This is a genomic window from Streptomyces sp. NPDC058045 (assembly GCF_042885635.1).
Classification (GTDB): domain Bacteria; phylum Actinomycetota; class Actinomycetes; order Streptomycetales; family Streptomycetaceae; genus Streptomyces.
Genome location: NZ_JBHVRR010000034.1, coordinates 49,891 through 68,856 on the forward strand (window position 1 = coordinate 49,891; position 18,966 = coordinate 68,856).

17 protein-coding genes and 1 tRNA gene are annotated in these 18,966 nt (G+C 73.9%); 9 read left to right on the forward strand and 9 right to left on the reverse strand.

The features are described 5' to 3' along the window. Window positions 1-11: 11 nt before the first annotated feature. The 7 genes from ACFVST_RS20705 to ACFVST_RS20735 all read right to left on the reverse strand — a co-directional run bounded on the left by ACFVST_RS20705 (window position 12) and on the right by ACFVST_RS20735 (window position 6,482). A tRNA-Lys gene (locus tag ACFVST_RS20705) sits at window positions 12-85 on the reverse strand. Beyond that, window positions 76-768, reverse strand: a complete 693-nt coding sequence (locus tag ACFVST_RS20710; protein WP_390153870.1) for a bifunctional DNA primase/polymerase — start codon at window positions 766-768, stop codon at window positions 76-78. The genes ACFVST_RS20705 and ACFVST_RS20710 overlap by 10 nt, the downstream gene beginning before the upstream one ends. Window positions 769-915: 147 nt before the next feature. Continuing rightward, entirely contained in the window at window positions 916-1,266 is a 351-nt protein-coding gene (locus ACFVST_RS20715) for a hypothetical protein (protein WP_390153873.1), read from the reverse strand. 88 nt (window positions 1,267-1,354) lie between these two features. Beyond that, window positions 1,355-2,716, reverse strand: a complete 1,362-nt coding sequence (locus ACFVST_RS20720; RefSeq protein ID WP_390153876.1) for an AAA domain-containing protein — start codon at window positions 2,714-2,716, stop codon at window positions 1,355-1,357. Continuing rightward, entirely contained in the window at window positions 2,713-4,329 is a 1,617-nt protein-coding gene (locus ACFVST_RS20725) for a hypothetical protein (RefSeq protein WP_390153878.1), read from the reverse strand. The genes ACFVST_RS20720 and ACFVST_RS20725 overlap by 4 nt, the downstream gene beginning before the upstream one ends. Window positions 4,330-4,372: 43 nt before the next feature. Then, window positions 4,373-5,563 carry a hypothetical protein gene (locus ACFVST_RS20730; protein ID WP_390153881.1) on the reverse strand — a complete coding sequence of 397 codons (1,191 nt, stop codon included), beginning with the start codon at window positions 5,561-5,563 and terminating at the stop codon, window positions 4,373-4,375. Next, window positions 5,472-6,482, reverse strand: a complete 1,011-nt coding sequence (locus ACFVST_RS20735; protein ID WP_390153884.1) for a phosphatase PAP2 family protein — start codon at window positions 6,480-6,482, stop codon at window positions 5,472-5,474. The genes ACFVST_RS20730 and ACFVST_RS20735 overlap by 92 nt, the downstream gene beginning before the upstream one ends. A 369-nt stretch (window positions 6,483-6,851) precedes the next feature. Between ACFVST_RS20735 and ACFVST_RS20740 the strand changes: the two genes are divergently transcribed. Then, window positions 6,852-7,451, forward strand: coding sequence for a histidine phosphatase family protein (locus ACFVST_RS20740; RefSeq protein ID WP_390153887.1), 600 nt, complete (start codon window positions 6,852-6,854; stop codon window positions 7,449-7,451). A 31-nt stretch (window positions 7,452-7,482) separates the two neighbouring features. Here the strand turns inward: ACFVST_RS20740 and ACFVST_RS20745 are convergent, their stop codons facing one another. Further along, window positions 7,483-8,907, reverse strand: a complete 1,425-nt coding sequence (locus tag ACFVST_RS20745; RefSeq protein ID WP_390153890.1) for a hypothetical protein — start codon at window positions 8,905-8,907, stop codon at window positions 7,483-7,485. Window positions 8,908-9,223: 316 nt separating this feature from the next. On the opposite strand from ACFVST_RS20745, the gene ACFVST_RS20750 reads away from it, so the two are divergent. The 8 genes from ACFVST_RS20750 to ACFVST_RS20785 all read left to right on the forward strand — a co-directional run bounded on the left by ACFVST_RS20750 (window position 9,224) and on the right by ACFVST_RS20785 (window position 18,037). Next, window positions 9,224-9,769, forward strand: a complete 546-nt coding sequence (locus tag ACFVST_RS20750) for a hypothetical protein (RefSeq protein WP_390153925.1) — start codon at window positions 9,224-9,226, stop codon at window positions 9,767-9,769. Window positions 9,770-9,941: 172 nt separating this feature from the next. Beyond that, entirely contained in the window at window positions 9,942-10,805 is an 864-nt protein-coding gene (locus ACFVST_RS20755) for a spermidine synthase (RefSeq protein ID WP_390153893.1), read from the forward strand. 139 nt (window positions 10,806-10,944) lie between these two features. Next, window positions 10,945-11,730, forward strand: a complete 786-nt coding sequence (locus ACFVST_RS20760) for a peptidoglycan DD-metalloendopeptidase family protein (RefSeq protein WP_390153896.1) — start codon at window positions 10,945-10,947, stop codon at window positions 11,728-11,730. Window positions 11,731-12,087: 357 nt separating this feature from the next. Continuing rightward, the gene (locus ACFVST_RS20765; RefSeq protein WP_390153899.1) at window positions 12,088-13,416 is read left to right on the forward strand and encodes an extracellular solute-binding protein; all 1,329 of its coding nucleotides are present in this window, start codon (window positions 12,088-12,090) and stop codon (window positions 13,414-13,416) included. Between the two features lie 53 nt (window positions 13,417-13,469). After that, window positions 13,470-14,468, forward strand: coding sequence for a carbohydrate ABC transporter permease (locus tag ACFVST_RS20770; RefSeq protein WP_390153902.1), 999 nt, complete (start codon window positions 13,470-13,472; stop codon window positions 14,466-14,468). Between the two features lie 15 nt (window positions 14,469-14,483). Beyond that, window positions 14,484-15,380: a carbohydrate ABC transporter permease gene (locus ACFVST_RS20775; RefSeq protein ID WP_390153905.1), complete on the forward strand. Its 897-nt coding sequence runs from the start codon at window positions 14,484-14,486 to the stop codon at window positions 15,378-15,380. Window positions 15,381-15,454: 74 nt separating this feature from the next. Continuing rightward, window positions 15,455-16,900, forward strand: a complete 1,446-nt coding sequence (locus tag ACFVST_RS20780) for a GH1 family beta-glucosidase (protein ID WP_390153908.1) — start codon at window positions 15,455-15,457, stop codon at window positions 16,898-16,900. 81 nt (window positions 16,901-16,981) lie between these two features. Then, entirely contained in the window at window positions 16,982-18,037 is a 1,056-nt protein-coding gene (locus tag ACFVST_RS20785) for a LacI family DNA-binding transcriptional regulator (RefSeq protein WP_390153911.1), read from the forward strand. A gap of 20 nt (window positions 18,038-18,057) precedes the next feature. On the opposite strand, the gene ACFVST_RS20790 is transcribed toward ACFVST_RS20785, so the two are convergent. Further along, window positions 18,058-18,612 carry an isochorismatase family protein gene (locus tag ACFVST_RS20790; protein WP_390153913.1) on the reverse strand — a complete coding sequence of 185 codons (555 nt, stop codon included), beginning with the start codon at window positions 18,610-18,612 and terminating at the stop codon, window positions 18,058-18,060. Window positions 18,613-18,966 lie beyond the last annotated feature (354 nt).

Sequence of the window (18,966 nt, forward strand, 5' to 3'; positions counted from 1 at the left end):
CGACCGTCCGGTGCGCCGCCAGGGACTCGAACCCCGGACCCGCTGATTAAGAGTCAGCTGCTCTAACCAACTGAGCTAGCGGCGCCTGCTGACGTCGTAGAGGTTAGCACCCTGTTCGGCGCTGGGAAAAATCGTTATGCGGGTGGCGGTCAGGGGCTCTGTGGCGGGGGTCTCGGGGGTCGGCGCACCCCCGCTGTGCAGGCGTTCCCGGCGGTCCGGTGCGGCCGCGCGGACCGCGGCCCAGAGCGCCACCTCCGGGCCCGGGAGCCAGGGGCGGCGGGCGTCGGGCGCGACCAGCCAGCGGGAGGCGGCGGCGGTGCCGGGCTGGGGGCTGAGCGGGGGGACGGTGACCGCGTCGCCGGTGCCGTGGCAGAGGAGCGGTGGGACGCCTTTGCCGCGCTGCCCGGCGCCCCACTCCTCCCACTCCAGCAGGGCGGGCAGCCGCTCCGCCGTACCGGGCGCCGTGAACAACAGCATCCGGCCCCGGTGCACCGCGACCGGACCCGAGCCCGGGCCCTCGTCCCAGAGCCGGTCCAGCATCCGGCGGCCGAAGACGGCGGGGGCGTTGACCACGTCGAAGGCGGAGCCGCAGGGCAGTACCAGGGGGGCGGTCGGCCGGTCCGCCCAGAGTGCGAGGGCGCTGCGGGGATACGTTCCTGCGGAGGCGAGCCAGGCGGCTCCCTCGCGGGTGACACCGCTGACGTCGAACCGGTCGCGGTCGGGGGCGGCGAGGCGGACGGGGGTCGCTGCGTACCGTGCACTGCTCATGGCAACTACATCTACTCGCGGTGCGCGGGCGGTTCCGGAGGGTTGCCGGAATTCGAGACAGGAGGGCGATACGGGGGGTATCGTGCCGCCGGGCATATGCCGAAAGATCGTGCTTCCGGCCCGCGCCCCGCCCGGCAGGGCGCTCTCTCAGCTCCGGTCCGCACCGCCCCTCAGCAGGTCCTGACCGTACTCGATCATCTTCTTGGCATAGTCCTCGGTCCACTCCGCCCGGCGCCCGATGTCCGCCGCGGTCAGCCGGTCGAAGCGGCGCACATCGGCGAGTTGGGCGGCCGCGATCGCCTGGTACTCCACGGAGCGGTCGGCGGCCGCGCGGAACGCCAGGGTCAGTTCGGTGGCGCGGGACAGCAGCTCCCGCGGGTCGTCGATGGACTCCAGGTCGAAGAAGTGCTCCGGATCCGAGGCTGCCTCCGTGGGCTCGAAGAGCAGCGGTGCGGGGCGCAGCCGAGGGGTGTCACGGGGCCGCTCGGACTCCGCCATGTTCTCCTCCACAGGTCTTGCCGGGGGTGGGCCACCCACCATTGTCCCGCGCCCCGCAACCCCGCCGCGCAGAGCCGAATGACACGGCCTACCGCGCCCGGACCCGGTGGGTGGCGAGGTGGGCGAGTACCGCGTGGTTGGCCTCCCAGCCGTCCGGGAACTTCAGGGTGACGCCGAGGCGGACCGGTTCGGTGCCGGGGTGCTCGTCCAGGAGGCGGGGGACGCCCGCGCGGCACACCACGACGCAGGCGTGCCGGTGCCGGGAGGCCAGTACGCACAGCCGCCCGGTCTCCAGGTGGAACGCCGTGGCGTCGGGGCGTCCGGAGAGCGGGTGCAGCACCACCGTCACGTCGTACTCGCGGCCCTGGAGCCGGTTCGCCGTGTCCACGGTGACGGCGGGGACGCCGGCCTCGGCCAGGGCGGCGCGGACCGCGGCGGCCTGGTCCCGGTGGGCGGTGCCGACGGCGATCCGCTCCGCGGTCAGCGGCTCCGCGTCCGGGCCGCGCTCCGAGTACGCCGCGCCCTCCCGGTCGAGCAGTCTGCGCACCACCCCGGCGACCGCGGCGACCGCCTCCGGGTCGGTGCGCGGGGTGTGCCGGGCGGGCAGCTCCAGCAGGCCCCAGCCGGAGCGCGCCGCCTCGTCGATCACCTCGTCCGCCGCCGAACCGTCCGGGCCGCGCCCGAACTCCAGCCGCCGCTCCCCGGGCCCGGTGCCGCTGCGGAACGGCGTGTACGGGTAGAACGCCGAGGACACCAGCTCCGCCGCCGAGGCCGGGAGCCGCCAGGACACCGGCAGCCGGTGCTGCGGCAGCCCCGGATTGTGTGCCAGCAGGGTGCTCACCGCACTCGCCGACGGGTCGTACGCCAGGCCCGCCCACTGCTCGCTGCCGACCAGGGCGAACGGGTCCAACTGGCCCGGGTCGCCCACGAACAGGGCCCGTTCGAAGAGCCCGGCGACCGCGAGCAGCCCGTCCGAACGCATCTGGTACGCCTCGTCCACGATGGCGTGCCGCCATGGCTCCACGCCGCTGACGTGCGCCCACTTGGCCGCCGTGGACACCACCACCGGCAGCTCCCGCAGCTCGCGCGCCTTGGTGGAGCGGCGCACCCGCGGCAGGTCTTCGAGTGCCTTGTCGTAGGCGTCCGTGTCGCTGCTGTGCAGACGGCCCACGGGCAGCTCGGGGTCCTTCTCGGCGAGCCGCAGCACCAGGTCGTCCACCTGGGCGTTGGTCTGCGCGACGATCATCAACGGGCGTCCGGCCGCGGCGAGTTCACGGGCGGCGCGCACCACCAGGGTGGACTTGCCGGCGCCGGGCGGGGAGTCCACCACCACGCCGCGGTGCGGGCCGTGCAGGGTGTCGTGCAGGATCGCCTCGGTGGCCCGGGCGGCGGCGGCCGACGGCGCCGACTCCCGTTCCTGGTGCCGCTGTTGCGGGGTGGCGGCGGTCACAGCAGGTCCTCCCGGGTGGTCGGATCGTCGGGCTCGGGGGCCTCGTCGGGCGGGCCGCCGTGGGTCCACGGGGTGTCCTCCGGGGCGGGGAGCTTGGGCCCGCCGCGCTGGTCGTGCTCGAAGAGGGTGAAGCAGAGGCGGTCGCCCTTCCGCGGCACCGATCCCTCCGCGGGTTCCCGGCCCCGCCCCATCTTGTCCAACAGCCGCAGTACGACGGCCACTTCACCGGTACCGGACGGGGCGCCGCCCTCCTCGTCCGCGTATCCGGCGAACTCGGCGGTCTGCGGGCGGCCGTCGAGGGAGCGGTGGACCTTGGTGCGCTCGCCCAGGTGCGGCCGGTCCGCGGTGCGCAGGGTGACCAGCGGCCGGGGCGCCGGACGCGAGCCCTCCCGGTACGCCATCACCACCTCCGTCACCTCGCCCGCGAAGGCCTCGCCCGCGAACCGGCGGGCCGCCATCACCAGCGGATCGTCCAGCGCCTCCTGCGCGTCGAGCCGGGCCTGCTCCCGCTCCCTGGCGGCCAGCTTCGCGGCCGCCGTCACCGCGTCGTCCCGGCGGGGCTGCGGGGGCTCGCCGGCCCGCACCCGGTCCCGGTGCCCGGTGAACGACCAGCGGTCCCGCGTCCAGCGGTCCGGTACATGGGCGCCGGCGGGCAGCGTGCACAGCAGGTCCAGGCCGCGCCAGACCGCGTCCCAGGTGGGGCGGGTGCGGCTGACGACCAGGGCGCGGATCGCGTCCTCGGCGGCCGTCACCTCGCCCAGCCGCTCGTCGGCCTCGACCCCGTCCGTGGCGGCGGCCAGCGCGGTGCGGGCCCGGTCGTAGCGCTCGATCGCGGGGGCGAGCAGGTCGTTGTCGAAGGCCGGGTCGGTGGCCGGGCCCGCCGGGGGATGGAGCAACTGCCCGGCCGCGTCCCGGTCCAGCTCGGCGCTGAGCGCGGCCTCGGCGCCCGAGGTGCCCGGGGGCGCCTCCAGCCAGGCGAGCAGCGCGCCCAGGTGCTGGTCCTCCAGGCCGGACTGGCCGGTGGCCCAGTGCAGCCCGAGGAGGTCCGTCATGGCCAGCAGCATCGAGGAGCCGGGCACCCGGGCCCGCTCCCCGAGATGCGTCAGCCAGCGGCCGAGCAGCGGGATCTGCGGGGGCGCCGGGAACGGGCTGTCCGGGTCCTGCTCGGCGGTCCGCCGAAAGCGCGTCGACCGGCCCAGCAGCCGTACGAAGTCCACCCCGGGGCGGCTCGGGACGATCAACTGGGGTGCGTCCGCGCAGAGTTCCACCTCGACCTTGACCCGCTTGCCGGTCTCCGGATCGCTCTCGGTGCGCTCGGCCGCCTCGACCCGCTCCGCGTACCCGTCGAGATACGGCAGTACGGCCTGGGCCAGCTCGGCGAGGAAGGCGAAGCGCTGGTCGCGGTCGCGGGGCTGGGGGACGAACAGGGCGCGGGGCGCGGTGCGTTCGGTGCCGACGAGGGCGCCGAGCGGGGCGCCGGTCTCACCCGCGGTGATCAGCGGTACCAGCACCAGCGGCCGGTCCGAGAGGTGCCGGTGGCGGACGGTGGCGGCGGGGCGGGCGCGGCCGGTGTGCATGGCCTCCAGCCGGGCGAGGTCCGTGAGCAGCGACATCAGCGGCCCTCCGGCCCGGCCGGGCGGGGCGGTGACTGCGGCATCAGCGGGCCTCCGCCAGTCCGGCGGCGGCCAGGGCCTCGGCCCGCAGTGCCGCGGCCCGGCGCAGGGCGGCCACCGCCGGGTCCGCCGGGTCCCCCTGCTCGCCGCGGGCCGCGGCGAGCACCGAGCCGATCTCGGCCAGCCCACCCAGCTCCGCTCTGGTCTGCCGGCCGAGCGCGGTCACCTCGCCGCGGGCGCGGGCCCCGGCCCGGCAGTGGAAGGCCAGCTCGCAGGCGGCCAGGCACTCCGGCGCGTACTGCGCGGGCACCGCGCCGAGGGCCTCGGCCAGCTCGGCCGCCGGGCGCCGGACGTCGAAGCTGGTCCCGGCGGGGAGCTGGGCCGCCAGCTCCTCGACCCGGGTGAGCCGGGCCAACTGCCGCCGGGTGACCGCCCGTTGCTTGCGGATGTCGACCGGGGCGGCGGCGGGCAGATTGGAGAAGTCCTTGGGGCACACCAGCAGCACCCGCTCACCGACCCGCGGCACCACCGGACCGGCCGCCGCCACCTGCTCCGCGAGCCGCTCCAGGGCCAGTACGTACACCGCGGCCTGCCGGGCGGCGGCGCCCACCTTGGACGGCTCGGCGCTGCCGTCGATCATCGGGAACGACTTGATCTCGACCACGCTCCACCGCCCGTCGGGGTGGACCACCACCGCGTCCGGCTCCAGGAACGCCGGGGTCCCGGCCACGTCCAGCGCCAGCATCGGATGGTCGAGCAGGGTCCAGGTGCCCGCCGCGGCCGCCTCCCGCAGCGCGAGCGCGGTACGCGCGGTGCGGCCCTCGGGCCCGGCCGCGGTCAGGTCCGGTACCCGGGCGCCGTCCGGGGTGGGCGGCGCGGCCGACGGGTCGAGGCGCTCGTGCACCAGCTCCAGCAGCCGTACGCCGCCGTCCGCCTTGACGCGGGCCTCGAAGGCGTTCCCCCGGATCAGGGCGAACTGGGACTGGCCGTAGCCCGAGGGCGTGCCGAGGGCGCCGGCGAGTGCCGCCTTGTCGACCCCGGCGCCGTCCAGCAGGGCGCGCCGGCCGCAGCCCGGGTTGGCGGCGAGGGCGGCGAGCCCGCGGGCGTCGATGGCCCGCGGCGGGGTGTCGGGGCCGCGCAGCTCAGCGAGCCGCTGCCGGAGCCCCGTCGCCCGCGGCTGGGTCGGCACTCGGCTGGGGGCGCTGCTCTTCGCGCTGTCGGGGAAATCGCTCACCCGGCGAAGTCTGGCACCCGTCACCGACAATCGGGGAACTCTGGGCGCCCGCGGGCACCTTGACCCCTTCGACGACCTCGGCCGGAACCTCGGCCGGAACCTCCTCGGGGACCTCTTCGGCGGGGACCGGCGGTACGGGGGCGAGCCGGGCCGTGAGCCGGTTCCGGACGCGGTCCGCGGCGCGCATCACCGGCCGGGCCAGCAGCAGCCCGGCGCCCATCACGGCCGCCCCGGCCACCGCGTCCAGCAGATAGTGGTTGGCGGTGCCCATCACCACGATGGTGGTCACCAGCGGATACACCACGGCGGCCGTCCGCAGCAGCGGATTGCCGCTCTGCCGCCACAGCATCACCCCGCACCACAGCGCCCACCCCACATGCAGGCTGGGCATCGCCGCGTACTGGTTGGTCATGCCGCCGAGCCCGCGCGGTGCGCTGGCCTCCCCGCCCCACCAGCCGTAGGAGCTGAACTGGGCCATGGTGTCGGTGAATCCGTACCCGGGGTCGAGGAGGCGGGGCGGGCAGGTCGGGAGGAGGGTGAAGCCGATCAGGCCGATCAGGGTGGCGGCCATCAGCCAGGTGCGGGCCGCCCGGTAGACGCCGGGCCGGCGGCGGAAGAGCCAGATGAGGACGGCGGGCGTCACCAGGTAGTGCAGCGAGGCGTACCAGAAGTCCGCGGGGACGCCGAGCGAGGGGTGGGCGGTGAAGATCCGGTTGAGGGGGTGTTCCGCGTCGATGTGCAGCGCCTGCTCTATTCGCAGCAGGGACAGGCCGTGGTCGACGGCCGAGTCGACATCACCGCGGGCCAGCAGCCGGCCGCCCGAGTACGCCCCGTAGACCAGGAGTATCAGCGGCAGCTCGGTCCACCAGCGGAGTCGGCTGCCTATCGCACCGTCGGCCGGTGCGTCGGTCTGCGGCATCCGTTCGCTCTCCCTCTTCGCCGTCTCCGCGCTGCGCGGTGTTCCCGCGGTGTTCACCGTGCGGGCGGGCGACCCGGTGCCGTCCCCCCGTTTCCCCACGTTCCCCTGGTACTCCCCGTGCTCCCCGTCCCCCTGCGTCACATGCGGGGACCGACCACATTACGGTGTGCGCGGCCGGCGTAGGCGGGTGCGGTCCCGATCGTCAAAGACGCGAGGCCGGACCGGCGGGTTGCCTGCCCGCGGGGTGCGCGATGATGGGGCGGCGTCCCGGACCGGCCCAGGTCCGTACCGCCCGGGGATCAGCGCCGATCCCGCCGCCGCGGCTCCGCGCCCGGCGCACCGCGTCCCCGACGAGCTGGAGGCTCACCCATGGCTCCGCGCATCCTGCTGGCCCGGCACGGGCAGACGGCCTGGTCCCGCTCCGGCCGGCACACCGGCCGTACCGATGTGCCGCTGCTGGCGGAGGGCCGACGCGGCGCCGAACTCCTCGGCGAGCGCCTGCGCCGCGCACCCCTCGCGGACACCGTCCGCGCCGCCGAGATCCGCACCAGCCCCCTCGCCCGTGCCGCCGACACCTGCGCCCTGGCCGGCCTCGGCGACCGCGCCACCCCCTGGGACGCCCTGCTGGAGTGGGACTACGGCGACTACGAGGGCCTCACCCCCGACCGCATCCAGGAGCTGCGGCCCGGCTGGCTCATCTGGCGCGACGGGGTGCCGGGCGGGGAGGGACGCGCGGAGTTCACCGCACGCGCCGACGCCGTCGTGGACTGGGCCCGCTCCGCCGACCGCGATGTGCTGGTCTTCGCCCACGGCCACATCCTGCGCGCCATCGGCGCCCGCTGGCTCGGCGAGGACCTGTCCTTCGCGTCCCGCATCCGCCTCGACCCGGCCTCCCTCTCCGTCCTCGGCTGGGCCTACGGCGCCCCCGCCGTCGAGGTCTGGAACGACAGCGGCCACCTGTACGGGTAGGCGGCGGTGGGCAGTTGAACGGGCGGTGCCGTCACCGGGGGCCGCCCGGGACGCTCGCCCGGCGGTCCAGGAAGGCGGCCACCGGGGGTGAGGCGCGGTGCGGCAGCAGGGTGCGGCCGGTGTCCGCGAGCAGGGCGCGGATACGAGCGGAGCGGACCTCCGAGAGCAGGTCGAGGACCCGCTCGCCGGCCGCCGCCGCCTCGTCCGGCCGCCCGCCGTGCGCCAGTTCGCCCGCCAACTGGGCGGTGCACAGCGCCAGATTGCGGGTGAAGTGCGGGGGCTGCGCGGCGGCCGCCCGGCCCGCGTGCCCGGCCGCCCGCCGCCGGTCGCCCAGCGCGGACCAGCACTGCGCGGTCAGCAACTCCAGCTCCGCCGTACCGAAGAAGCTCATCCACTCCGGGTCCCGGTCCGGCAGCGGGCCCCGCTCGAAGAAGACGCGGGCCCGGTCCAGCACCCGCCCGCACGCCGTACGGTCCCCGAGCACCGCCCAACCGCCCGCCTCCCGCAGGGTCAGCAGCGACAGCAGCCGCGCCGAGCCCAGCCCGCCCGCCGCCCGCTGCCCCGCCTGCGCGGCCCGTACCGCCTCCCGGGGGCGGTGGGCGTCGCGGGCCAGGAAGGCGGTGTTGCAGAAGGCGTGCGCCTCCAGGGCCGGGTCCTGCGCCAGCCGGGCGGTGGCCAGCGCCTCCGCGTAGTGCGAGCGGGCATCGTCCAGGCGGCCCGAGTCATGCGCCAACCAGCCCACCGAGAGCGCGAGTTCACCCGCCCCGGACATCAGCCGCGCCCCGGTGCCGCCGGCGTCGAGCAGCGCGTACGCGGTACGCAGCGGGCCGCCCGCCCGCCGGTACAGGCTGTCCGCGCCGTGCCGGTCGTCCAGCAGCCGGATCCGGCGTACGGCCTCCTCGACGGCGGCGGCATGGGCCGAGCCGACCCGGTGCGGTACGCCCTCCGCGGCGGCCGCGTCCAGCGGGCCGAGGCCGAAGGGGGCCAGCCCGGCGGCGAGCGCGGCGGTCGATCCGGACATGAACGCGCGACGCAGCACGTCCCCCTCCTCGTCGCTTCGACGGTCTTCCCGGGACGCCCCCGGCGGCTCCCCGGGGCGCGGGCCGGGCACGGGCAGCGGGTCCGGGGCGGGGCGCGGTGCCCGGCCGCGGACCGCGGAGCGCGGCGCGAAGCCGAGATCGGACAGCGTCCGGCCCGGGAACATATGCAGGAACACCCGCTCGTAGGCGTAGTTGGGGCAGCGGATCTCGCCCGACTCGACCCGGCCGACATAGCGGGCGTCGCAACTGACCCGCTCACCGATCTCCCGCCCGGCCCGCCGTACCGCCGCCGCGAACTCCCCCGGCGAGCGGTGGCCCCGCAGCCGGCGGAAGGCCGTGTTCGGGGGCGGCTCGGGGGCGCCGGGTGGCGGGGGTGCGGGCTGTGCCGTCCGCGGTGTTCTCGGTGACGACACCATGTGCCGGGACCTCTCCTGCGTGCCGGGGCCTCACTGCGGGAGCGGGCTTCGGCTGACTGCGGGGCGGGCGACGAACGTACCCGCTGTGACGGCGCGGACACTCTGGGTTTGCCTACAAAAGGGATAACTCTCCCTCGATCTGCCATGAACTGCCATCCTTTGTGACGGCTTTGTGCCGTTGCCGTTGACGCTCCGGAGCGTTGGACCCGGTGTCGAACCGGGTGCGGCACGCGGTCCGCGGGTGCCTGCCTCCGGCGGGCGCGACGGGCACAGGAGGGGTTCCGAGGTGAAGGCGTTCAAGAGGTGGCCGCTCGCGATGGCGGCCCAGGCCGCGGCGGCGAACCGGGTGGCCGCGGGCGGTCGTGCGGCGCCCGGCGGATGTACGGGCGGCGTGGGCGGCGGCGCGACGGCGGCCGGCCCGGGGTCCGCCGCCGGGCCGGGGCACCTGTCCGCACTGCCCGGCCGCGAGCACAGCGCCGGACCGTGGTCGCTCGCCTGCCCGCCCACCCAGGGCCGCGCCTGCGAACTGGTCACCGTGCCCGCCCGGCAGGGCCTCGAAGCCGTCGACATCCTGCGGCGGGGCGCCGCCCGCGAGATCGGCCCCGTACTGCACGACGGCGGCTGCGACACCCTCGGCTTCCTCGTCCCGCCCGGCACCGCCGACGGCTGGGACGTACCCGGCAGCGCCTGTACCCGCACGCCGGGGCGGGGGCTCCAGGCGGGCGCGGTACCGGTGCCGCCAAGCGGCTCCGGCTGGCTGCTGCCACCCGACGAGGGCGGCGTCCTCACCGACCCGGCCGCCCTCCGCGCCGCCCTCGGCGAAGCGGCCCGCCTGATCGCCGCGGCGGACAACTGCCGCTGAGCCCACCCCCCACCCTGATCCTTGAACGGCGCGCCATCGGGCGCCCGGCGCTCCCACCCACCCGCCCATAAGTTGGACAGCGCGAAGTCCAACGCGGCCCGCCCCCCGAGGAGTTGAGCCGTCGGCGCATCGCCGGACCGCCCCCGCCCGGGCCTACCTCGATAATGGGCGGATGGCGAAGGCGCGGAAGGGTGGGCGGCGGGCGGCGGCTGTGGTGGTGGCCGAGGTGGATGGGGGCACCGCGGAGTTGGTGCCGGATCCGGATCGGGCGCGGGCCTGGAGTCTGCTGCTGGACGGCGCCCCGCAGTCCCATGTCGACCTCGACGATCCGGCGTATCTCGGCTTCGAGTACCAGCGGCGCCTGGGGCATGTGATCGATCTGGCGGCGCCGCCCGGCCAGCCCCTGCGGGTGGTGCATCTCGGGGGCGGGGCGCTCACCCTGGCCCGTTACACCGCGGCGACCCGGCCCCGTTCCACCCAGCAGGTAGTGGAGCGGGACGCGGCGCTCGTCCGGTTCGTCCGGGCCGAGTTGCCCTGGGATCGGGGGGCGCGGATCCGGGTGCGGTCGGTGGACGCGCGTGCGGGGCTGGCGAAGGTGCCGGACGGCGGGGCGGACCTGGTGATCGCGGATGTGTTCAGCGGCGCCCGTACGCCGGCCCATCTGACCAGTGCCGAGTTCCTGGGCGAGGTCCGCCGTGCGCTGGCGCCCGGCGGGGTGTACGCGGCGAACATCGCGGACGGCCCGCCGCTGGCTCATCTCCGCGGCCAGATCGCCACCGCGGCCGCGGCGTTCGCGGAGACGGCGGTGATCGCCGATCCCGCGGTGTGGCGCGGACGCCGTTTCGGCAACGCGGTGCTGGTCGCCTCGGACGGGTCGCTGCCGGTGGCCGAACTCACCCGCCGTGCCGCCGGCGACCCGCAGTCCGCCCGTCTCGAACACGGCCGCGTCCTGGCCGACTTCACCGGCGGAGCCACTCCGGTCACCGACGCCCGCGCCACCGATTCCCCGAAGCCGCCGGACTCCGCGTTCCGGTAGCGGCACCCTCCGTGACGGCGGCCAGCCCGGTTCGGTGAGGTTTCCCGTTCCTCGCCATCAGGAGTGCCGACGGGAGTACCGAATATGTCGAGGCCATGCCAAAGTTAGCCTCCCCCTCTCCCCACGAATGGAGGCGTCGATGCGCCGAAGACTCCGGACCGCCGTGACCTCGTTGTTCGCCGGTCTCGCCGTCATGGTCCCGGTGACGGTCGCCCACGCCGACGCGGCGGTCACCGTGAGCGTCCCCGCCGGTCTGCCCCTGCAAGTCAGGGCCGAGCCGAATCTCGGTGCCGCGGTGATCGGCAGCCTGCCCAACGGCAGCAGCGTCACCATCAGTTGCTACGCCCACGGCGACACCGTCTCCGGCATCGGCGGCGACACCAGCGTCTGGAACAAGCTCCCCGGCGGCGGCTGGGTCACCGACGGCTTCCTGGAGACCGGGTCCAACCAGCCGGTGGTGGGCCCCTGTTCCGGCGGCGCCGCACCGTTCAAACTGCCCTTCCCCCGGGGCAGCGCGTACACGGTGACGCAGACACCGGGCACCGGCTACTCGCACAACGACGACTACAACCGGCACGCCGTCGACTTCGGCACCCCCTCGGGCACCCCGATCGTCGCCTCCGCCAGCGGCACCATCCGCTTCGAGGGCTGGAACGGGCCCGGCGGCATCATGGCCCTGGTCGACCACGGCGACAACCGCTGCACCCAGTACGCCCACCTCAGCTCGACCATCATCAACGCCGGGGACTGGGTGGCCCAGGGGCAGCAGATCGGCACCTCGGGCGGCACCGGCAATGTGACCGGCCCGCACCTCCACTGGAACGTGGTGAACTGCGACAGCCAGCTCAGCCGCGAGATCCCCAACACCGTGGAGACGGGCACCAATTACCCCACCGGCACCGCCCCGGTGAGCCAGAACGGCTGACGCACACCCCGCACCGCTCAACCCCGCCCCGCGCCCAAGTCGGCGCGGGGCGGGCCCATTTGGTCACCCGAACGTACCGGGCCCCCTCCCTCCGTGCGCGCGATTCCACTCCAAGTCGCCCGGGGCACAGGCGCGTTGGGGAAGCCCGGTGTTCAAGTCTTGACACCGCACCCCGTGACGCAGCACCCTTCCGACAGACGGCATGGGAACGCTCCCACAGCTTCCGCGGCACGCCCGTCGCACCGCCCCGCACCCCCCCGTACGCACCCCCTCGTACCACCGTGGACCGCCTCGGTGACGGCGGCCCGCCTCTTCGATCCCGGTCCCACTGGAACCACTGGAACAAGGAGTAGCGGAATGCGACTTACCCGCGCCGGCGGCGGCCCCCTCCGCAGGCCGGCCGTCCTGGCCGCCGCCTCGGCCCTCACCGCCTCGGCCCTTCTGCTCACCGGTTGCAGCACCTCGGACGGCGGTGGCTCCGACGCGGCCGGCGCTGACGGGAAGATCACGCTGACCGTGGCGGACTACGGGCAGTTCGGCTACAAGGAGGCCGGTCTCTTCGCCGAGTACCACCGGCTGCACCCGGACATCACGGTCCGGGAGAACACCACCGCCAACGAGCAGGACTACTACCCCAAGTTGCTCCAGCAGTTGAACTCGGGCAGCGAACTGGCCGATGTGCAGGGCATCGAGGTCGGCCGGATCAAGGAGGTCGTGGACACCCAGGCCGGGAAGTTCGCCGATCTGCGCGATGATATCGATGTCAACGACTGGGTGCCGTGGAAGGCGAAGCAGGCCACCACCGCGGACGGGGCGGTGATCGGCGCCGGTACCGACATCGGCCCCATGTCGCTCTGCTACCGCCGCGACCTCTTCGAGCAGGCCGGACTGCCCGCCGACCGCGAGTCCGTGGCGAAGGCCGTCACCGGCGGCTGGCAGGACTATCTGAAGCTCGGCGAGAAGTACCGGTCCAAGGCCCCCGCCGGCACCTGGTTCATGGACTCCGCCAGCGCCATGTACAACGCGGTGGTCAGCTCCGAGCCCCGGCAGTACTACGACGCGGACGGCAAGCCCGTCTACAAGGAGAGCCCCAGCGTGCGCAAGGGCTGGAACCTCGCCGCCGAGGCCGCCCGGAAGAAGCTCACCCAGGGCCTGGCGCAGTTCCAGGACCCGTGGGTGGCGGCCCTGCGCAAGGGCACCGTCGCCACCGTGGTCTGCCCCGCCTGGATGGCCGGGCAGATCTCCACCAACTCCGGCTCGAAGTACCAGGGCCGGTGGGACATCGCCCGCGCCCCCGGTGACTCCGCGGCCAACTGGGGCGGCTCCTTCCTCGCCGTGCCCAAGAGCGGCAAGCACGTCAAGGAGGCCGTGGAACTGGTGAAGTGGCTGACCGCGCCCGAGCAGCAGGCCGCGATCTTCGAGGCGATCGGCGTCTTCCCGTCCAACAAGGGCGCCTACGCACTGGACAAGGTGAAGAACGCCGAGCTGGCCTACTTCCACGACGCGCCCATCGGCCGGATCTACGCGGAGGAGGCCCAGGCCATCCCCGAGGCGGTGCTCGGTCCCAAGGACGCCGTGATCAAGGACAGCATCTCCACCCAGATCAACAACATGGAGCAGCGCGGCACCCCACCGGCCGACGCCTGGAAGGCCGCGACGGAGACGATCGACAAGACCATCGGATAGGCCCCCGTATCCGCAGAGCGCCCCGCCGTACAAACCCCCAGGGAAGGAACCCCGTGGCAACCTCGACCCCCACCCGGGGCGCGTACACCCCGCCGCCGGGGCCGCCCGGTGCCGTGGGCCGCCCGCGCGGCGGCAGCGGTTGGCGGACCCGGCTCTGGCGCTTCGATGACAAGGCCTCCCCGTACGCCTATGTCGCGCCGTTCTTCCTCGTCTTCGGCGCCTTCGGGCTCTATCCGCTGCTGTACACCGGGTGGATCGCGCTGCACCGGGTGGAGATGACGAGCCTGGACCGGTCCGAGTGGGTCGGCTGGGACAACTTCGCCCGGATCCTGGGGGATTCGGAGTTCTGGACCGCGGTCGGCAACACCTTCGCCATCGGCGTGATGTCGACCGTGCCGCAACTCCTGGTCGCCCTCGGCCTCGCCCATCTGCTCAACTACCGGCTGCGCGCCAGCACGTTCTGGCGCACCGTCGTCCTCACCCCGTACGCCACCTCGGTCGCCACCGCGGCCCTGGTCTTCGCCCTGGTCTTCCGGGCCGACGGGGGACTGCTCAACTGGGCGCTGCACCTCGTCGGCCTCGGCGACACCAACTGGGCCAACGGCGACTGGACTTCGAAGATCGCCATCTCGGTCATCGTGATCTGGCGCTGGACCGGCTACAACACCCTGATCTATCTGGCCGCCATGCAGGCCGTGCCCACCGACCTCTACGAGGCGGCGTCCATCGACGGGGCGTCCCGCTGGCAGCAGTTCCGCAAGGTGACCGTCCCCTCGCTGCGGCCCACCATCCTCTTCACCATCGTCATCTCCACCATCGGCTCGATGCAGCTCTTCGCCGAGCCGCTGCTGCTGGAGGGCGGCCCGCTGGGCGCGGTCGGCGGCAACCAGCACCAGTACGAGACGCTCAGCGTCTACCTCTACAACTACGGCTGGAAACTAGGGCACTTGGGGCCCGCCGCGGCGGTCGCCTGGGCGATGCTCGTCCTGCTGCTGCTCATCGCCCTGCTCAACCGGATCACCGGCCGCGTCCTCCGCCGGAACGCGGCCTGACGGGGAGCGAGACCCATGACCACGACCACGACCATGACCACTCCCGGGACCACCACCGCCGCCCGCCGCAGCCGGCTGCGGATCGGCGCCGGGCAGCAGCTCAAGGCGGGCCCCCTCACCTATCTGTGCCTGCTCGCCGTCGGCGCCGGCTCCCTCTTCCCGCTGTACTGGACCCTGGTGGCCGCCTCCCACGACCAGCAGCGGGTACTGGACTCATCGCCGCCGTTCCTCCCCGGCGGGCGGCTGCCGCACAATCTGTCCACCGCCTGGGACCAGGCCCACCTCGGCGTCGCCATCGCCAACACGGTGATCGTCGCCTCCTGCGTCACCGCCGCCACCCTCTTCTTCTGCACCCTGGCCGGCTACGCCTTCGCCAAACTGCGGTTCCGCGGCCGCGGCGCGCTGATGGCCGGCGTCATCGCCACCCTCACCGTCCCGCCCCAACTCAGCGTCGTCCCGCTGTTCATGATGATGTCGGACCTCGGCTGGGGCGGTCAGCTCGAATCGGTGATCTTCCCGACCCTGGTCAGCGCCTTCGGGGTGTTCTTCATGCGCCAGTACCTGCTGGAGGCACTGCCCTACGAGCTGATCGAGGCGGCCAGGGTGGACGGGGCGACCAACTTCCGCATCGTGCGGTCCGTGGTGCTGCCGGTGGCCCGGCCTGCGATGGTCGTCCTCGGGATGCTCACCTTCGTCCAGACCTGGAACGACTTCTTCTGGCCCTACCTCGCCCTCGACCAGCAGAACCCGACGCTCCAGGTGGCGCTCGGCCAGCTCAGCGCCTCGTACACCCCCGACCAGTCCATCGTGATGGCGGGCGCGCTGATCAGTACCCTGCCGCTGCTGGCGGTGTTCCTGGTCTTCGGCCGGCGGATCGTCGGCGGGATCATGTCCGGCGCGGTCAAGGGCTGACCGCCGGCACCCTCAACTCCCCTTCTTCCTCTACCACTTGACCCCGCCCGTCCACCTCTGGGAGCGCTCTCACCATGACCTCCGCAAGCCCCGGGAACACCCGCACCCCGTCGCTCTCGCACCGCTTCCCCCGCGACTTCCTCTGGGGCGCCGCCACCGCCGCCTACCAGGTCGAAGGGGCGGCCGCGGAGGGCGGGCGCACCCCCTCCATCTGGGACACCTTCAGCCACACCCCCGGCAAGGTCGCCGCCGGACACACCGGGGACACCGCAGCCGACCACTACCACCGCTACCGGGACGACGTCCGGCTCATGCGGGACCTCGGCATCGGCGCCTACCGCTTCTCCATCTCCTGGCCCCGCGTCCAGCCCACCGGCCGCGGGCCCGCGGTACAGCAGGGCCTGGACTTCTACCGCCGCCTCACCGACACCCTCCTCGACGCCGGGATCGAACCCGTCGCCACCCTCTACCACTGGGACCTGCCACAGGAGTTGGAGGACGCCGGCGGCTGGCCCGAGCGCGCCACCGCCGACCGCTTCGCCGACTACGCCGCCCTCCTCACCGACACCCTCGGCGACCGCATCGGCCTGTGGACCACCCTCAACGAGCCCTGGTGCAGCGCCTTCCTCGGCTACGGCTCCGGAGTCCACGCCCCCGGCCGCACCGAACCGGCCGCCACCCTCCGCGCCGCCCACCACCTCAACCTCGCCCACGGAAAAGCCGTCGGAGTGCTCCGCGAACGCCTCCCCGCCACCGCCCGGATCTCCATCACCCTCAACCTCCACCAGGTCAACGCCCGCACGGACAGCGCCGCCGACCGGGACGCGGCCCGCCGGATCGACGCCGTGGGCAACCGCGTCTTCACCGGCCCCCTCCTCGACGGCGCCTACCCCGAGGACCTCCTCGCCGACACCGGCCAACTCCTCGACTGGGAACGGCTGGTGCACGACGGGGACCTCACCGAGATCTCCCGCCCCATCGACGTCCTCGGCGTCAACTACTACGCGCCCACCATCGTCTCCCGCCCCGACTCCGGTACCGGGGACAGCGGCGACGACGGCCACGGCAGCGGCGCCCACTCGCCCTGGACCGGCGCCGAGGACATCGCCTTCCACCCCGCCGCCGGCAAACGCACCGCCATGGGCTGGTCCATCGACCCCGACGGCCTGCACACCCTGCTCACCGGCCTCGCCCGCAGCCACCCCCGGCTCCCCCTGATGGTCACCGAGAACGGCGCCGCCTTCGACGACCGGCCCGACGCCGAGGGCCGCGTCCACGACCCTGACCGCATCGCCTACCTCCACGACCACCTCGCCGCCGTACACCGCGCCATCGCCGACGGCGCCGACGTCCGCGGCTACTTCCTCTGGTCCCTGATGGACAACTTCGAGTGGGCGTACGGCTATGCCAAGCGTTTCGGCGCGGTCTACGTCGACTACGCCACCCAGACCCGCACCCCCAAATCCAGCGCCCACTGGTACGCCGAGGTCATCGCCCGCGGCGGCCTCGGCCGTGGGTGAGGAGGCGCGCGCGGGCCGTGGTTAGATGCCTGCTCGGGCGGGCGCGGGCCGCTGCGGGCGGCTGCGGACAGGAGGCGGGCGATGGCGGGCCACGGAACGCGGGGCCGGAGCGGGCGGCGGCCCACCCTGGAGGAGGTCGCGGCACGCGCCGGAGTGGGCCGCGGCACGGTCTCGCGCGTCATCAACGGCTCGCCCCGGGTCAGCGAGTCCACCCGGGCCGCCGTCGAGGCCGCCGTGGCCGAACTGGGCTATGTACCGAACACGGCGGCCCGCGCCCTCGCCGCCAACCGCACCGACGCCATCGCCCTCGTCGTCCCCGAACCGGAGACCCGCTTCTTCGCCGAGCCGTACTTCTCCGACATGCTGCGCGGAGTCGGCGCCGAACTCACCGACACCGAGATGCAGTTGCTGCTGATATTCGCGGGCAGCGACCGCGAGCGCCGCCGCCTCGCCCAGTACCTCGCCGCACACCGCGTCGACGGGGTGCTGCTGGTGTCCGTGCACGCCGACGACCCGCTGCCCGATCTCCTCGCCCAACTCGACATCCCCACCGTCATCAGCGGCCGCCGCTCCGCCGCCGAGACCCTGCCCTCCGTCGACTCGGACAACTTCGGCGGGGCCCGCGCCGCCGTCGCCCACCTCCTGGCCCGCGGCCGCACCACCGTCGCCACCATCACCGGCCTGCTCGACGTGTACGGCGCCCAGCGCCGCGTCGACGGCTACCGGGCCGCGCTCACCGAAGCCGGCACCGAGGCCGACGAGGAACTGATCGTGCCCGGCGACTTCACCGAGAAGGGCGGGCGGCGCGCCATGGCCGAACTCCTCGCGCGGCGCCCCGGAGTCGACGCCGTCTTCGCCGGCTCGGACGTGATGGCGGCGGGCGCCCGGCAGACGCTGCGTGCCCAGGGCCGCCGTATCCCCGAGGACGTGGCGCTGGTCGGCTTCGACGACTCGGCCATCGCCCGCCACCTGGACCCGCCGCTGAGCAGCGTCCGTCAGCCCATCGAGGAGATGGGCCGCGCCATGATCGACGTACTGCTCGCCGAGATCGCGGACACCACCCCCCGCGCCACCCGCGATGTGACCCACCGCCAGATCATCCTCCCCACCGAACTGGTCCCCCGCGCCTCCTCCTGACCCCGCGACCGGCCCGCCCGTCACCCGCCGAAGTCGACCTCCGCCGCGGTGACCGTCCCGGCCGTGCGCCCCGGGGCGGCCTGCTCCGACCAGTACAGATTGGTGTGCGCGATGACCTGCGCCGGAGGCGGGGCACCCCAGGCCGTGAGATCGCCCGTGGTGTGGGCGTCGGAGACCAGGGTGGTGTCATAGCCGCGGAAGAACGCGCTGTGCAGGGTGGACCGGATACAGGCGTCGGTGGACGCCCCGGACACCAGCAACCGCCCCACCGACAGCCCGGCCAGCACCGCCTCCAACTCCGTCTCCTCGAAGGAGTCCAAGTAGTGCTTCTCCACGAGTGGTTCCCCCTCGCCCGGCACCAACTCGGGCACGATCCGCCACCCCTCCTCCCCTCTCACGATGTGCCCATCGGAGTGCTGCACCCACACCACCGGCGTCCCGGCCTCCCGTGCCCGCTCCACCAGCCCCCCGATACGCCCCACGACCCCGTCCCTGTCATGGGCCTCGCCCACCACACCGTTCTGTACGTCGACGACGAGCAGCGCCGTCCCCACCCGATCCCCGAACACACTCACAGCCACTCCCACCGCCCGAGCCATTCCCACTGACCCCGTCCACGCTAGCCGGGGGGACTGACAACGCTCCCGCGCCACCGTTCGGCCAAGGCCCCGCACATGACAATGGTCCGACCCGCTTTCGCAGGTCGGACCATTGATCACCGAGGGTGAGTGACGGGACTTGAACCAGCTTTGTTACCCGCTTTTGACCTGCGACGATGCGCTAAAACGATGCAAATCGCCCTGACTCGATGGTGCTCGATGTCGCCGAGTGGGCGTGTGTTTTTACCGGGCTGTTTCGGTGCCGGTGATCCGGTGAGTTCGGGTACCGGTGGATCTCCGGTGAGTTTGGGAGCCACTTGGTCTGATGGT